Source organism: Marivivens sp. LCG002 (assembly GCF_030264275.1).
In the GTDB taxonomy this organism is placed as follows: Bacteria; Pseudomonadota; Alphaproteobacteria; order Rhodobacterales; family Rhodobacteraceae; genus Marivivens.
Genome location: NZ_CP127165.1, coordinates 2,188,994 through 2,204,148, shown reverse-complemented (window position 1 = coordinate 2,204,148; position 15,155 = coordinate 2,188,994). Strand labels below are relative to the sequence as shown.

The following is a 15,155-nucleotide window of genomic DNA, read 5'->3' as shown; positions in this document are numbered from 1 at the left end:
AAAACATGAAAAAAGCCGCTCTTAAGACTGCACTTGGCGCTCTGGCATTCGTTGCTTCGGGTGCCTTTGCAGACGAGGATGCAAGCCTCGTGATCAACGGCGAAATCGAGATCGTGACCGAGACCGCGGCCGCGGCACATCTCGAAGGCGCTCTCAAGACGGTTTATTCGGGCTGGGTCTTCCGCTCGGATGAAACACAAGCCATGCAGGCGGACGACTTCGACAACCCCGGTATGCTCGCAGTCGAAAGCGCAATGGCGACTTGGGCCACGGCCGAAGGCACCAACGGCAAGTCCTGTGCGGACTGTCACGGTGACGCAAGCGAGACCATGACCGAAGTGCGTGCGACCTATCCCAAGTGGAATGAAAAGGCCGGCGAACTCCGCACCCTTGGTCAGCAGATCAATGCTTGCCGTGAAACCGAGATGGGCGCAGAGCCTTACAAGACCGACAGCGCCGATCTCTTGGCGATGGAAGCTCTGATCTCGTCGGTCGGTCGCGGCACGACCATCAATGTCGCTATTGACGGTCCCGTGGCGGACATCTGGGCGCAGGGTAAAGAGCTTTACTATACCCGCACCGGTCAGCTTGATCTGAGCTGTGCTTCCTGCCACGAGCAGAACTACGGCAACATGATCCGCGCCGACCACCTGTCGCAGGGCCAGATCAACGGCTTCCCGACCTATCGTCTCAACAACGCCGCGCTTAACGGCGTGCAGGGACGCTTCAAGGGGTGCGTGCGTGATACCCGCGCCGAAACCTATGACGCGAACAGCCCCGAGTTCATCGCGCTTGAACTCTATGTCGCTTCGCGCGGCAATGGTCTGTCGGTCGAAGGTCCGTCGGTCCGTAACTAATTATACTTTGGCCCGAGCGGTTCGCCGTCTCGGGCCTTTGTCTATCTCAAAACATTCAACTTTTCGCATACGAAAGTAGTAAAGGACCGCAGCACATGATTTCGCGTCGCGACTTTCTCCAAGCAAGCATGGCCGCTAGCGCCATCTATGGTGCATCCGGTTTCGGCAACTGGGGCCGTCTCGCGGCTCAACAGTTGTTGACCCAAGACCAGCTGTTGCAGTTCGATACTTTCGGTAACGTGTCGCTTATCCACGTCACCGATATTCACGCCCAGCTCAAGCCGATCTATTTCCGTGAACCCGAGATCAACCTCGGGGTCGGGGACAATCGCGGCGCTGTGCCTCACATCACGGGTGCGGATTTCCGCAAAGCCTATGGCATCGAGGACGGAAGTTCGTCGCATTATGCGCTGAGCTATGACGATTTTGCCGCTCTGGGTAAGACCTATGGCAAGATGGGTGGTCTCGACCGCGTTGCGACCGTAATCAACGCGATCCGTGCCGAGCGTCCCGATGCGCTCCTTTTGGATGGGGGCGATACGTGGCACGGGTCCTACACCTGCTATCACACCGAAGGTCAGGACATGGTCAATGTCATGAACGCGCTCAAGCCCGACGCGATGACCTTCCACTGGGAATTCACACTGGGTTCGGACCGCGTGCGCGAGTTGATCTCGGGGCTGCCCTATGCAGCGCTTGGTCAGAACATTTTCGACTCCGAATGGGATGAACCCGCCGAGGACTTCAAGCCCTACGAGTTCTTCGAGCGCGGCGGTGTCAAGATCGCCGTCATCGGTCAGGCCTTCCCCTATATGCCCATCGCCAACCCCGGCTGGATGTTCCCCGAATACTCCTTCGGTATTCGTGACGAGAACATGCAAGCCATGGTCGACGAAGTGCGCGGCATGGGCGCCGAGCTTGTCGTCTGCCTGAGCCACAACGGTTTCGACGTGGACAAGAAAATGGCAAGCCGTGTGACGGGGATCGACGTGATCCTGTCGGGCCACACCCATGACGCTCTGCCCGAGCCCGTTCTCGTCGGCGAGACGATCATCATTGCTTCGGGATCGAACGGTAAATTCGTGAGCCGCGTCGACCTCGACGTGCGCGAAGGCCGTATGATGGGCTTCCGTCACAAGCTGATCCCGATTTTCTCGGATGTCATCACGCCCGATGCCGATGTTGCGGCTCTTATCGACGAGCAGCGCGCACCTTATTCCGAAGTGAACGATGTAATCGGCAAGGTTGCCGACGATACGGTTCTCTTCCGCCGCGGAAACTTCAACGGCTCTTGGGATGACCTGATCTGCGACGCGCTTCTGTCCGAGCGGGACGCCGAGATTGCCATGTCTCCGGGCGTGCGCTGGGGCCCGTCGATCATGCCGGGTCAAGAGATCACCCGCGATGATCTCTGGAACGTCACTTCGATGACCTATCCCAAGGCCTATCGCACCGAAATGACAGGTGAATTCATTCACACGATCATGGAAGACGTGGCCGACAACATCTTTAACCCCGATCCCTATTACCAGCAGGGCGGGGACATGGTTCGCATGGGTGGCCTTGGCTATCGCATTGATATCAACAAGCCGATTGGCGAGCGTATCTCGGACATCACCCTTCTTAAAACGGGCGAGGTTCTCGATCCGGCCAAGAGCTATGTGGTCGCCGGCTGGGCCTCTGTCAACGAAAGCACCGAAGGCCCCGAGATTTGGGACGTCGTCGAAGCCCATATTCGCAAACAAGATGCCATTTCGATTACACCGAACACTTCGGTGCAGGTCGTGGGCGCGTAATTTCCAGAGAGGACAAGAGGATGGACATGAAGTTCAAAGGCACCAAGCCGTCTCGTCGCTCCTTCTTGACCGGCGCACTTGCCGCCGGTGGAGCGGTCGCGGGCGCAAGTGTGGCCCAAGGTCAGGCAACCCCTGATCCGCTGATCACCGAAAAACAGCCTTGGCGCCAATACCTTGGCGCAGGCGTGGACGAGGCTCCCTACGGGATGCCTTCCGAGCACGAAGCCCATGTGATCCGCCGCACGGTTCCGTGGCTGACGGCTGATCCGATCAGCTCGATCAACTTTACGCCGCTGCACGAGCTCGACGGGATCATCACGCCGAACGGTCTCTGCTTCGAGCGTCACCACGGCGGTGTGGCCGAAATCGCCCCTGAAGATCACCGTCTGATGATCAATGGCCTCGTGGACAAGCCGCTGGTCTTTACGATGGACGATCTCAAGCGCTATCCCCGCGAAAACCACGTCTATTTCCTCGAATGCGCGGCAAACTCGGGGATGGAATGGGCGGGCGCGCAGCTTAACGGCTGTCAGTTCACCCACGGCATGATCCACAACGTGATGTACACGGGTGTTCCGCTTCGTCTCCTTCTTGAGGAAGCGGGGGTCAAGACCAACGGCAAATGGATCATGGTCGAAGGCGCGGATGCTGCGGGTATGAACCGTTCGATCCCGATGGAAAAAGCGCTCGACGACTGTCTGATCGCGTTCAAGATGAACGGCGAAGCACTTCGTCCCGAACAGGGCTATCCGCTCCGTCTTGTTGTTCCCGGTTGGGAAGGCAACATGTGGGTCAAATGGATCCGCCGTATCGAGGTGGGTGACGAGCCGTGGCATGCCCGCGAGGAAACGTCGAAATACACCGACCTTCTGGCCAATGGTGTGGCACGTCGCTTTACCTGGGAAATGGATGCCAAATCGGTCATCACCAACCCCAGCCCGCAAGCGCCGATCACCCACGGCAAAGGCTGGACGGTTATCACGGGCGTTGCATGGTCCGGTCGCGGCACGATCCCGCGCGTCGATGTCACCATCGACGGCGGCAAGAACTGGCATCAGGCACGTATGTCCGGCCCGTCGCTGAACAAGTCGATGCACCGCTTCTATTATGAATTCGAGTGGGACGGTAAGCCGCTGCTCCTCCAGTCGCGCGCACACGACAACACAGGTTATGTGCAGCCGACGAAAAACGAGCTTCGCGCGATCCGCGGCGAAAACTCCATCTACCACAACAACTCCATCCAGACCTGGTATGTGAACGAAAACGGCGAGGCTGAAAATGTTGAAATTTCTTAAGATTTTCCTGCCTGCAGGGGCCGGTGCGGCGTCCGTTCTGTCGCTTGCCTATATCGCTGCCGACCAGTTCATCGTCGATATTCCTGCGCCGATCCGCGAGGCCATCGAGCTCAATGCGGCACAGGCTCAGGAAGCCAAAGACGCCAAAGCCGCCGCGGCTGCAGAGCTTGCTGCGCGGAACGAAGAGTTGGCGCTTGCCGGACTCGCTCCGTCGATTTCGGGGGGCTACGGACTTGGTCGTGAAGCGCTCGTCGAAGAAATCGCCGCTTGGGATGACGATGTGCGCCCCGACGGCCATGGTCTGCCCGCAGGATCGGGTGACGTCTTCATGGGTGAAGAAGTCTTTATCGAAAAGTGCTCCATGTGCCACGGCGACTTCGGCGAGGCTGTCGGACGCTGGCCTGTTCTTGCAGGTGGTTTCGGCACGCTCACCCGTCAGGACCCCGTCAAGACGATCGGGTCTTATTGGCCCTATCTGTCGACCGTGTTCGATTACGTGAACCGTGCGATGCCGTTCGGCGAGGCCAACTCGCTCTCGCCCGACGAAGTGTATGCCATCACCGCCTATCTGCTCTATGTGAACGATCTGGTTGACGATGACTTCACCTTGTCGAACGAGAACTTCAACGAAGTGCGTCTTCCGAACGAAGAGAACTTCAAGGATGACGATCGTCTCGAAGTCGAATTCCCCCAGTTTGTCCGTCCCGATATCTGCATGGAAAACTGCAAAGAGACGGTCGAGATCACGATGCACGCCTCTGTGCTCGATGTGACGCCCGAGGAAACCGCTGCACGTCAAGCTGCGGAAGCGGCAGAGGCTGCGGCCGAAGCTGCACCCGAAGCGACCGTCGAAGCGGCTGCGGCGGATACGGGGCTCGATCCCGCTCTCGTGGCTGCGGGTGAGGACCTCTTCAAGAAGTGCCGCTCGTGCCACCAGATCGGTGAAGGCGCTGTGGATCGCACAGGGCCGCATCTCAATGGTGTCGTCGGCCGCGTGATCGGCGCGCATGACGGCTTCAATTACTCGGGCACGCTTGCAGATGCAGGCGCTGCGGGAGGCGTCTGGGACGAAGCCACTCTTGGCGCGTTCCTTGCAAACCCCAAAGCGGCAATGCCCGGCACCAAGATGAGCTTTGCAGGCTTCAAGTCTGACGAAGACATCGCGGCGATGATTGCATATCTGCAATCGGCCGGTGGCCAATAAACGCGCGCGTCGGCTTTTGCCGACGGGCATGTTCCCCTGATCACGAAACAGGGGGAATATGATCGAGATCAAAGTCCCGTTCGTATTTCCCCTGTATCACCGCTCTCGGAAAGGGCCCTACGCATGACCCGTTTAGCTGCTGCACTTCTTGTTCTGACGACGACCGCCGCAATGGCGGACGAGGCAACCGTCTATTCCTTTGACGGAAGCTTTGAAGACGCGACCTTTGGCGTCGAAACCGCGATCGTTGGTCGCGGTCTTGTCGTCGATTGGGTAAGCCATACGGGCGAAATGCTCGCCCGAACCGCAGGTGCGGTCGGGAGCGACGTTTTGTTGTTCGATAATGCGGATATCTTCCAGTTTTGCTCGGCGTCATTGTCCCGAGAGATGATGGAAGCGGACCCAATGAATATTGCCCATTGTCCCTATGCGATTTTTGTTTTCGAACGTGAAGGCGAAGTCGTGATCGGATACCGGAACCAACCCGAGGGCGAAATGCAAAAGGTGCAGGCGTTGCTTGACGACATCGCCCGCGAAGCCGCCGGAGAATAGCCTATGAACTACCAGAACTTCTTTAGTGCTGAGCTTGCCAAGCTCCGTAACGATGGAAATTACCGCGTTTTTGCGGATCTCGAGCGTCATCGGGGTCAGTATCCCCAAGCCACCAATCGCTCGGGCAAGGGCGCGCGTGAAGTGACGATCTGGTGTTCGAACGATTATCTGGGGATGGGTCAGCACCCCTCTGTCCTCGACGCGATGCACGAAGCAATCGACACGGTCGGCGCTGGGGCGGGTGGCACGCGCAATATCTCGGGCACAACCCACCATCATGTTCTTCTCGAGGCCGAACTTGCTGATCTGCATGGCAAGGAAGCGGCACTTCTGTTCACATCGGGTTACGTTTCCAACTGGGCCGCGCTCGGCACTTTGGCGGCCAAGATCCCCGACTGTCTCGTTCTGTCCGATGCGCTGAACCATGCCTCGATGATCGAAGGCATTCGCCACTCCAAGGCTGAACGGAAAATCTGGCGCCACAACGATCTTGAGCATCTCGAAGAGCTTTTGGCGGCCGAGCCGCTCGAGCGTCCCAAGTTGATCGCGTTCGAGTCGGTCTATTCGATGGATGGCGATATCGCGCCGATCAAAGAGATTTGCGATCTTGCCGATAAATACAACGCGATGACCTATCTCGATGAGGTGCATGCAGTCGGCATGTATGGCCCGCGTGGTGGCGGTATCGCCGAGCGGGAAGGTCTGATGGATCGTCTCACGGTGATCGAGGGCACGCTGGGCAAAGCCTTTGGTGTCGTCGGTGGTTATATCGCCGCATCGGCTGCGCTCGTGGATTTCGTCCGTTCTTTCGCGTCGGGCTTTATTTTCACCACAGCGCTTCCGCCCGCGGTCGCGGCTGGAGCCTGTGCTTCGATCCGTCATCTCAAGTCGTCTTCGGTCGAACGCGAGGGTCAGCAAGCCAATGTCGCATTGGTTCGGGCAGAGCTTGATCGGATCGGCATTCCCCACATTGAGAACCCGAGCCACATCATCCCCGTGATGGTCGGTGACCCCGTCAAATGCAAATACATCTCGGACATTCTGATGGACAAGTTCGGGATCTATATCCAGCCGATCAACTATCCCACCGTTCCCAAAGGCACCGAGCGGCTGCGCATCACGCCTTCGCCCGTGCACTCCGAAGCGGACATCAAGCATCTTGTCTGCGCCTTGGGTGAGCTTTGGTCGCACTGCCAATTGGCGCGGATGCCGCAGGCGGCAGAGTAATCTCTGAAAAGAAAAACGCCGCCCCGAGGGCGGCGTTTTCGTTTTGCGGTCAGAGTGCCGTGTATCTAAAGGCGTTTCCTTCGGTTTCGACGCGTCCCATCCCGGGGAAGGGGAAGTGATAGCCGACAACCACGCTTGCGCTTTGTGCAAGCGATGTCAAAAGGTTGAGGCGCGTTTCGGCCCCCATGACCGTGTCCTGATCCGAACCCGAATGCCATAGCGGTTCTGCAAAGGCCACGTGGGCGTTGCCGATCGCATCGCCGATGACGACGATCTCTTCGCTCCCGCTGGTGATGCGGAAAGAGGTGTGTCCGGGGGTGTGGCCATTGGTCGGGACCGAGAAAATGCCGGGAAGAATCTCTTCGCCGTCCTCGAATGTTTCGAGGGTATCGCCCAGCGTTTCGATCATCCGAATGGCGCCTGCAGCAAAGGCAAGACGCTCTTCGCCAAGGCTGTCGGGGGTTGCGGGATCAAGCCAGTAGTCCCGTTCGACGCGGGACATGAGATGACGCGCGTTCATAAAGACAGGTTCGTCGAAATCGTCCAGCACGCCCCAGAGGTGATCGGGGTGGCCGTGGGTAAAGAGAACATGGGTGATCTCTTCGGGGGAAACGCCCAAGGCATCGAGCGAGTCGAGAAGCGTGCCAGCACTCGGCATGAAGTTCGGGCCTGCACCGACGTCGAAGAGCACGGTGTTGGTGCCATCGCGAAGCAGCGTCACGTTGCAGTCGGGTTTGATTTCCTCGGTCGAGAACCCTCCTGCCCGAAGGATTTCGAACGCGTCCTCGAAGGGGCGGTCCGCAAGGAACATCGAAGGCGGCAAAACAAGGTTGCCATCCGAGAGGGTCTCGATGCTCACAGAGCCGAGATCGAGTTGGGCGAGAGCACGCAACGGGATCGAGGTGGCACCTGCCACGAGACCACCGAGCACAAAGCGGCGAGAGAGTTTCATCGGCTTTCCAATATCAAATTCGCATTTGATAATATGTTAGCAGCTTGACCAGATTCGGCTCAAGCGTTTCATCTCCTCGTGGGGCGAATTGTGCGTCGGATAGACGAATATTGGATCTAGTATTTTTGTTTGCCTATGCGGTCGCGGCGCGCAGTTCCCAGTCATGCAGGATCATATAGCCACAGTCGTCGACTTTGCCGTCGTTTTTGAGCTGAGGATAGAGGGCGAGCAGTGCCTCCTTGTCCTCGGCTGTGCCGCGATTGAGGTCTTCCGCTGTTGGAAGATAGCTTCCGACAGGGAGCCCTTCGGCGTAGATGATTTCTTCGGCGTCAAAGGCGATCTGGTAATATGTGACGGGTCCACGTGCCTCGAGCGGGGCGTTACGGGTGGAAAGTGCCCGTGCCTCGACCAATACGGCGTCCTCTCCGAACATGAGCGGGATACGGATGCTTTGAAAGAGAACGCGCTGCGCTCCGTGAAGATAGAGATCCCGTTCGGGAAGGTTCTGTCCCAAAGCATCCTTGGCGATCTGTATCGGCCAATTGCTGCGGTCGGTGCTATAGACAAGGCCGGAAATCCGCTGAGACCGAATTGCTTTGATCGGACGGGGTCCGTTTTCCGTGCAAACGATATCCCCCGCACGCAGCATTTCGATGCTGACATTGCCGATCGGCGTGGCAATATGCGTGCCCTCGACCAGAGAGATGGACCGGCTCGGGGCGGTGATCATCTCACCTTCGGCAATTTTTGAATAATGGACCATGCGGCAGCAATCCCAATAGCGTTATGGGAACCATATCTAGGCAAGGTCAAAGGCGGGTTAATGACTACAATTGGAAATAAATAAGGCAGGCGCGATTTCTCGGGCCTGCCTTGGTTTTTGTATGTTCTAACCGATCAGCCGTCTTTGCGGATCACGGCGTTCGTCGGGTCATAGGGGCTGTCTTCAGTGATGACACAGTCCCAAAGCTGGCCCATGATTTTGACCTGAAGCTTGGTGCCCTCTGCGGCCATCTCGGGTTTGACATAGCCCATGCCGATCTGTTTGCCGAAGGCGACCGAGTAGCCGCCCGAGGTCAGACGACCGACATAGTTGCCGTCCATGTCGCGCAGCGCTTCTTTGCCCCATGGATCTGCGTCTGCGGGTCCATCGATCAAAAGAGTGACGCACTTGGAGCGGATACCCGTATCAAGCATCGCTTGCTTGCCATTGAACTCTTTCGACAGGTCGATAAAGCGGTCGAGACCAGCCTCGGCAGGGGTCGCATCGCGGCCCAGTTCGTTGCCGAAGGCGCGATAGGACTTCTCTTGGCGGAGCCAGTTCTGTGCGCGGGCGCCGACGGGCTTGAGACCATGCTTGGCACCGGCTTCCATCAGCTGGTTCCAAAGATAGCGACCCATTTCGATTGGGTGGTGGAGTTCCCAGCCAAGTTCGCCCGTGTAGGCTACGCGAACTGCACGGACAGGGCACATGCCGAGTTCGATGTCGCGATAGGACAGCCAGGGGAAGCGCTTGTTGCCCAGAACGGTGTCGGGATCGGCGTCTTTGACGAGTTCCTTGAGGATCGCGCGGCTGTTCGGACCTGCGAGAGCGAACACGCCCCACTGGGTGGTGATGTCGTGGATGTCGATATATCCGCCACCGTTGCCCATGAAGTCTTCGGCCGATTTCTTGAGGAAATCACCGTCATAGTCGGTCCATGCGCCCGCAGAGATGAGGTAATACTCGTTCTCCTTGAGACGGACGATCGTGTATTCGGTGCGGGTCGTGCCTGCATCGGTCAGCGCGTAGGTCAGGTTGATGCGACCCACATTCGGAAGTTTGTTGCAGGTGAAGTGGTCAAGGAAGGCCGTCGCGCCAGGACCGCGCACAAGGTGCTTGGTGAACGCGGTTGCGTCGATGATACCTGCGGTTTCGCGGATGGCCTTGGCCTCTTCCACGGCATACTGCCACCACTCGCCACGGCGGAAGCTGCGGCTGTCGTGGTCAAAGTTGTCGGCGGCATCGAGCGGGCCGTAGTAGTTCGGACGCTCCCAACCGTTGACCTGACCGAACTGTGCGCCGAGGGCTTTTTGCGCGTCATAGTTCGGAGCGGTGCGGAGCGGACGGCAAGCTTCACGCTCTTCGTCGGGGTGGTGCAGAATGAAGACGTGCTCGTAGCATTCCTCGTTCTTGCGTGCCGCATATTCGGTGGTCATCCACGAGCCGTAACGCTTGGGATCGAGCGAGGCCATGTCGATCTCGGCTTCGCCCTGCGTCATCAGCTGGGCAAGGTAGTAGCCCGTGCCGCCTGCTGCAGTGATGCCAAAGCTGAAACCTTCTGCCAGCCACATGTTGCGTAGTCCCGGGGCGGGACCGACAAGCGGGTTGCCATCGGGGGTGTAGCAGATCGGGCCGTTGAAGTCGTCCTTGAGGCCAACCGTTTCCGAACTCGGGATACGGTGGATCATCGACATGTATTCTTCTTCGATACGCTCGAGGTCGAGCGGGAAGAGGTCGGCGCGGAAGCTGTCGGGAACGCCATATTCGAAACGGGCAGGCGCGCCGCGCTCATACGGTCCGAGAATCCAGCCGCCGCGCTCTTCGCGGACATACCACTTGGCGTCGGCATCGCGCAGAACGGGGTGTTCGGGGTTGCCGGCAGCGCGATAGGCCTGAAGTGCGGGATCGGGTTCGGTTACGATGAACTGGTGCTCGACGGGGATCGCGGGGATCTTGATGCCCAGCAGTTTCGCGGTGCGCTGTGCGTGGTTGCCCGTAGCCGTTACAACGTGCTCGGCCGAAATGACGACCTGCTCGTCAGAAGGAACAAGGTTGCCGCCCTTTTCGACCATTTTGGTGACGGTGACGTCCCAGTGATCGCCCATCCACTTGTAGCCGTCGACTTGCCACTTGCGCTCGATCATGACGCCGCGCTGACGGGCACCTTTGGCCATAGCTTGGGTCACGTCTGCGGGGTTGATATAGCCGTCCTGCGGGTGGAACAGTGCGCCCTTGAGGTCATCGGTGCGGACCATGGGCCAGCGTTCCTTGATCTCGTTCGGGGTCAGGAATTCGTGATAGACGTCGGCGGTTTCCGCGACCGACGAATAGAGCATGTATTCGTCCATGCGCTCTTGGGTCTGGGCCATACGAAGGTTGCCGCAGATCGAGAAGCCCGCATTAAGGCCGGTTTCGGCCTCGAGCGTCTTGTAGAAATCCACCGAATATTTGTGGATGTGGGTGGTCGCATAGCTCATGTTGAAGAGCGGCAAGAGACCGGCAGCGTGCCAAGTCGAACCGGAGGTCAGTTCGTCACGCTCCAGAAGCATGACATCTTCCCAGCCAGCTTTGGCGAGGTGATAGGCGATCGATGCACCGACGGCACCACCACCGACGACAAGGGCACGAACTTGGGTTTTCATAAGGGCGACTCCCGCATTTTTAGTTGTCTGCAATTTGCCCCAAAACGCAGCGCGGGCAAGGGAAACAGCCGACATGAATCCAATCAAAACCGACAGGCGCCAATTCGCTCCAAGGCCGCTAAGACAGCGCGCGCAGGTGCCGTTACTTCGGAATATCCGCTCGCTCGCTGTCAAAGGCTTCGAGTGGTGCGAGCCAACCGCTGCGGTCTTTTCCCATCGGCCGCGGCACGCCTCTGTCTGTGTGGGGCAGACAGAGGCAAATGGTCGCTCATCCCAAATCCCTGTTAGCGTTATAATTTTGCGCATTTGCTTGCCGCGATGCAGCGCCGAGGCTACACATTCGGACAAAGGGATTTGGGGGAGTTCTCATGGAAGTCTGTCGAACGGTTGGCGCTCTTCGCGCCTTTGTGGCGGAGCGCAAGGCTCTCGGGCATTCGGTGGGGCTGGTTCCGACCATGGGCGCGCTTCACCAAGGCCATATGTCGCTTGTCGCCGCCGCACGGTCCCAGAATGATGACGTGATCGCAACGATCTTTGTGAACCCGACACAGTTCGGGCAGCAATCCGATCTCGATAACTATCCGCGCACCGAAGCCGCCGATTGCGCCAAATTGGAGGCCGCCGGCGTTGCTGCGGTCTTTATCCCGAATGTCGAGGAAATGTATCCGGCCGGTGCCGAAACCATCGTCGAGACGACGGGGCTGGCCAATATGCTTCACGGATTGGTGCGACCGGGTCATTTCCGAGGCGTTTGCACGGTCGTGACCAAACTTTTCAACATCGCCGGAGCGGACAACGCCTATTTCGGGGAAAAGGACTACCAGCAACTGCAGGTCATTCGGCGGATGGCGCGTGATCTCTTTGTGCCGACCCGTGTGCATGGTGTGCCGACAGTGCGAGAGGCCGATGGTCTTGCCATGTCGTCGCGCAATGTGCGGCTTGCGCCCGAGGATCGCAAGGCGGCAGTGGTGCTTAGTCAATCACTCGCCAAAGCCGAAGAGGTTGCAGCGCAGGGCGGAACCGTCGAGGCCATTGATGCCGTGATCCGTGCGACGATCAACGCCGAACCGCGTGCGCGGCTTGTCGGTGTCGATATCGTCGAGGCTCTGACACTTGCACCGATTGCGGGCATTCCGCAAAGTGACATCGGGATCATGATTTCCGCCGAATTCGGCCCCGAGGACAACACCGTCCTCCTTATTGACCAGAGGGAGATTGCCAAATGAGCGCCCAGACCGAAGTCATCCGTCGCACCACGGTTCCGCAAATTGCGCGGCGCAAGGGGGGCGAGCCCATCGTTTCGCTGACCTCTTATCATGCGCATACGGCTGCCATCGTCGATAAATATGCCGACTTCATCCTTGTGGGCGACAGCCTCGGGATGGTCATGCACGGGATGGAGTCGACGGTCGGTGTGCCGCTTGATCTGATGATCATGCACGGCAAGGCCGTGGTGCGCGGCACGAAAAAGGCTCTGATCGTCGTCGATATGCCCTTTGGCACCTATGAAGAAAGCCCGAACATGGCGTTTCGCAATGCGGCCAAGATCATGAAGGAAACGGGTTGTGGCGCGGTCAAGCTAGAGGGTGGCAAACGTATGGCCGAGACCATTCGGTTCCTCGTCGAACGCGGTATTCCCGTCATGGCGCATATCGGCCTCACGCCCCAGTCGAGCCACGTTATGGGCGGTTTCAAGACCCAAGGACGGGACGAAGACACTTGGGCCGCGCATATCGAGGACGCAAAGGCCGTTACCGAAGCGGGGGCATTCTCGGTTGTTCTTGAAGGGATGGTCGAACCGCTTGCGGCGAAGATCACCAAGGAGATCGACATTCCGACCATCGGGATCGGGGCCTCGGTCGAGTGTGACGGGCAGATCCTTGTTCTGGAGGACATGCTGGGTCTCAACCCTTGGACGCCCAAATTCGTCAAGGTCTATGGCCAGCTCGGGCCGATGATCGAGGACTCGGTGCGCCGCTATGCGGAAGACGTCAAAACACGTGCCTTCCCGACCGAGGATGAAATTTACCGCTAGGGAAAATAGATCGGCGCATCATCGACCTGCCATTTCTCGTGGCGGGTCATGATCGCGGCAAAACGGTCCGAGACAAGGAACCGCTCCAGCCACGGCTTGAGGTTCGGCCAATCCTCTGCGTCGAATAGGGCTTTGTCGATAAAGGCGAATTGGCGCACGAAGGGGAGGATCGCGAAATCCGCCAGCGTCGGCCTGCCGAAAATCCATCCGTCGATCTGTGTATCGAGCTCGCCTAGAAATGCATGCGCCTTTGCGCGCTCCTCTACTGGGTCACACTCGGGATAGCGCGTTTCATATTTCGTGCGATCCAAGGCCCGTTTGAATGACCCGTCAGTGCGGGTGATCCAGTCCCACCCTTCTTCGGGCATGTCGAGCCAACCTTCGGGGTCGGACTGTTCCAAGGCCCAAGTCATCACATCAAGGCTTTCGTCGATGACCTCGGCTCCATTCACCAGACAGGGCACAGTCCCGCTTGGCGAGACGGCGAGAAACTCGGGCGCCTTGTCGCGCAGCACGATTTCCCGCAGCTCGACACGCTGACCCGATGCCGCAATGCCGAGGCGGGCGCGCATTGCATAGGGGCAGCGGCGAAAGGAATAAAGGATCGGTGTGCTCATGCGCGAAACCTAAGTCCTGCATCCCGAAAAGCAAAGGGGCGACCGAATGGCCGCCCCTCTCTCTATTCCAAATCCCGATGGATTAGGACGGGATGTCGCCTTCGACGCCTTCGACAAAGAAGAACATGCCGGCAAGGTCGCCGTCATTAGCGATCTCGCCTTCGGCAAGCCACGGAGTGCCGTCCTGCTTGTTGATCGGGCCGGTGAAGGGGTGGTATTCGCCCGCTGCGATGGCATCACGGAGCGCTTCGGCTTCTGCTTTGACATCTGCAGGAACGGCGTCCGAAATCTCGCCGATACCGACCATACCGGGGGCGATGCCGTCCCAGGTGTTGACCGAAGTCCAGGTGCCGTCGATCACAGCTTGAACGCGCTCGATATAGTAGGGCGCCCAGTTGTCGATGATCGAAGAGATACGCGGCATCGGGGCGTATTCCGCCATATCGGCGGCCTGACCGAAGGTATAGACGTTGCCGGCCTCTTTCGCAGCCTGATGCGGCGCGGTCGAGTCGGTGTGCTGGAGCACAACGTCACAGCCCTGTTCGATGAGAGCCTTGGCAGCATCTGCTTCTTTGGCGGGGTTCAGCCATTCAAAGATCCAGATGATCTTGAATTCGACATCGGGGTTGACCTTCTTGGCGTGCAGATAGGCCGAGTTGATGCCGCGGATCACTTCGGGGATCGGAACCGAAGCGATGTAGCCGATCTTGTTGGTCTTGGTCATGCGACCTGCAAGGGTGCCCTGAATGGCGCGGCCCTCGTAGAAACGTGCCGAATAAACGGAAACGTTGTCGGCCTGCTTGTAACCGGTGGCGTGCTCGAACTTCACATCGGGGAAGTTGGCGGCAACGTTAACGGTCGGGTCCATGAAGCCGAACGAGGTGGTGAAAATGATGTCTGCACCGCCGCGGGCCATCTGGGTGATTGCGCGCTCTGCGTCGGGGCCTTCGGGCACGGACTCTTGATATACGAGTTCTACGGCGTCACCGAAGTGCTCGACCATTTCGAGAGCCGAATGGTGGTGGTGCTGGGTCCAGCCGCCGTCGTTGATCGGGCCGACATAGATGAAGCCGACCTTGGTCTTGTCTTGTGCACGGGCCGGCAGGCCGAGTGCAGCGGCCATCGCTGCGCCTGCGCCGGTTGCGAGCAGTGTTCTGCGTTTCATGTTTTGGTCTCCCAGTTGTGCCGGAAACTGTGCCCCGGCCGTTGCATCGA

The 15,155-nt window shown here is 58.7% G+C and carries 13 protein-coding genes; 8 read left to right on the top strand and 5 right to left on the bottom strand.

Annotated elements, in window-relative coordinates; all coding sequences use genetic code 11:
- Positions 1–5 precede the first annotated feature (5 nt).
- The 6 genes from soxA (at position 6) to hemA (ending at position 6,931) form a co-directional block, all read left to right on the top strand.
- Positions 6–857 carry a sulfur oxidation c-type cytochrome SoxA gene (gene soxA, locus QQG91_RS10890; RefSeq protein ID WP_285770254.1) on the top strand — a complete coding sequence of 284 codons (852 nt, stop codon included), beginning with the start codon at positions 6–8 and terminating at the stop codon, positions 855–857.
- A 95-nt stretch (positions 858–952) separates the two neighbouring features.
- Positions 953–2,653, top strand: a complete 1,701-nt coding sequence (gene soxB / locus QQG91_RS10885; RefSeq protein ID WP_285770253.1) for a thiosulfohydrolase SoxB — start codon at positions 953–955, stop codon at positions 2,651–2,653.
- A gap of 20 nt (positions 2,654–2,673) precedes the next feature.
- On the top strand, positions 2,674–3,948 hold the full coding sequence (gene soxC, locus QQG91_RS10880) for a sulfite dehydrogenase (protein WP_285770252.1): 1,275 nt from the start codon (positions 2,674–2,676) through the stop codon (positions 3,946–3,948).
- Positions 3,932–5,152, top strand: a complete 1,221-nt coding sequence (locus tag QQG91_RS10875; protein WP_285770251.1) for a c-type cytochrome — start codon at positions 3,932–3,934, stop codon at positions 5,150–5,152. The genes soxC and QQG91_RS10875 overlap by 17 nt, the downstream gene beginning before the upstream one ends.
- A 123-nt stretch (positions 5,153–5,275) precedes the next feature.
- Positions 5,276–5,704, top strand: coding sequence for a DUF302 domain-containing protein (locus tag QQG91_RS10870; protein ID WP_285770250.1), 429 nt, complete (start codon positions 5,276–5,278; stop codon positions 5,702–5,704).
- Positions 5,705–5,707: 3 nt separating this feature from the next.
- Complete coding sequence (hemA, locus tag QQG91_RS10865) at positions 5,708–6,931, top strand: 5-aminolevulinate synthase (RefSeq protein WP_285770249.1); 1,224 nt, start codon at positions 5,708–5,710, stop codon at positions 6,929–6,931.
- Positions 6,932–6,980: 49 nt separating this feature from the next.
- Here the strand turns inward: hemA and QQG91_RS10860 are convergent, their stop codons facing one another.
- The 3 genes from QQG91_RS10860 to QQG91_RS10850 form a co-directional block, all read right to left on the bottom strand.
- The gene (locus QQG91_RS10860) at positions 6,981–7,883 is read right to left on the bottom strand and encodes an MBL fold metallo-hydrolase (protein WP_285770248.1); all 903 of its coding nucleotides are present in this window, start codon (positions 7,881–7,883) and stop codon (positions 6,981–6,983) included.
- A 133-nt stretch (positions 7,884–8,016) separates the two neighbouring features.
- Entirely contained in the window at positions 8,017–8,646 is a 630-nt protein-coding gene (locus tag QQG91_RS10855) for a Hint domain-containing protein (protein WP_285770247.1), read from the bottom strand.
- 134 nt (positions 8,647–8,780) lie between these two features.
- Positions 8,781–11,288, bottom strand: a complete 2,508-nt coding sequence (locus tag QQG91_RS10850) for a GcvT family protein (RefSeq protein ID WP_285770246.1) — start codon at positions 11,286–11,288, stop codon at positions 8,781–8,783.
- A 368-nt stretch (positions 11,289–11,656) separates the two neighbouring features.
- Here QQG91_RS10850 and panC point away from each other — a divergent pair, with 368 nt between their 5' ends.
- Both panC and panB read left to right on the top strand, forming a co-directional pair.
- Positions 11,657–12,514, top strand: coding sequence for a pantoate--beta-alanine ligase (gene panC / locus QQG91_RS10845; RefSeq protein WP_285770245.1), 858 nt, complete (start codon positions 11,657–11,659; stop codon positions 12,512–12,514).
- The gene (gene panB / locus QQG91_RS10840; protein ID WP_285770244.1) at positions 12,511–13,323 is read left to right on the top strand and encodes a 3-methyl-2-oxobutanoate hydroxymethyltransferase; all 813 of its coding nucleotides are present in this window, start codon (positions 12,511–12,513) and stop codon (positions 13,321–13,323) included. The genes panC and panB overlap by 4 nt, the downstream gene beginning before the upstream one ends.
- Here the strand turns inward: panB and QQG91_RS10835 are convergent.
- The gene (locus QQG91_RS10835; protein WP_285770243.1) at positions 13,320–13,940 is read right to left on the bottom strand and encodes a glutathione S-transferase; all 621 of its coding nucleotides are present in this window, start codon (positions 13,938–13,940) and stop codon (positions 13,320–13,322) included. The two genes, panB and QQG91_RS10835, sit on opposite strands and share 4 nt — an antisense overlap.
- 82 nt (positions 13,941–14,022) lie before the next feature.
- Positions 14,023–15,105, bottom strand: a complete 1,083-nt coding sequence (locus tag QQG91_RS10830; RefSeq protein ID WP_285770242.1) for a BMP family ABC transporter substrate-binding protein — start codon at positions 15,103–15,105, stop codon at positions 14,023–14,025.
- Positions 15,106–15,155 lie beyond the last annotated feature (50 nt).

Excerpts from the sequence above, each read along its gene's own strand:
- soxB (WP_285770253.1), top strand. The coding sequence starts at position 953 with ATGATTTCGCGTCGCGACTTTCTCCAAGCAAGCATGGCCGCTAGCGCC.
- QQG91_RS10875 (WP_285770251.1), top strand. The coding sequence starts at position 3,932 with ATGTTGAAATTTCTTAAGATTTTCCTGCCTGCAGGGGCCGGTGCGGCG.
- QQG91_RS10830 (WP_285770242.1), bottom strand. The coding sequence starts at position 15,105 with ATGAAACGCAGAACACTGCTCGCAACCGGCGCAGGCGCAGCGATGGCC.
- QQG91_RS10870 (WP_285770250.1), top strand. The coding sequence starts at position 5,276 with ATGACCCGTTTAGCTGCTGCACTTCTTGTTCTGACGACGACCGCCGCA.
- QQG91_RS10850 (WP_285770246.1), bottom strand. The coding sequence starts at position 11,288 with ATGAAAACCCAAGTTCGTGCCCTTGTCGTCGGTGGTGGTGCCGTCGGT.
- soxC (WP_285770252.1), top strand. The coding sequence starts at position 2,674 with ATGGACATGAAGTTCAAAGGCACCAAGCCGTCTCGTCGCTCCTTCTTG.
- panC (WP_285770245.1), top strand. The coding sequence starts at position 11,657 with ATGGAAGTCTGTCGAACGGTTGGCGCTCTTCGCGCCTTTGTGGCGGAG.
- QQG91_RS10860 (WP_285770248.1), bottom strand. The coding sequence starts at position 7,883 with ATGAAACTCTCTCGCCGCTTTGTGCTCGGTGGTCTCGTGGCAGGTGCC.
- soxA (WP_285770254.1), top strand. The coding sequence starts at position 6 with ATGAAAAAAGCCGCTCTTAAGACTGCACTTGGCGCTCTGGCATTCGTT.
- hemA (WP_285770249.1), top strand. The coding sequence starts at position 5,708 with ATGAACTACCAGAACTTCTTTAGTGCTGAGCTTGCCAAGCTCCGTAAC.
- QQG91_RS10835 (WP_285770243.1), bottom strand. The coding sequence starts at position 13,940 with ATGAGCACACCGATCCTTTATTCCTTTCGCCGCTGCCCCTATGCAATG.
- panB (WP_285770244.1), top strand. The coding sequence starts at position 12,511 with ATGAGCGCCCAGACCGAAGTCATCCGTCGCACCACGGTTCCGCAAATT.
- QQG91_RS10855 (WP_285770247.1), bottom strand. The coding sequence starts at position 8,646 with ATGGTCCATTATTCAAAAATTGCCGAAGGTGAGATGATCACCGCCCCG.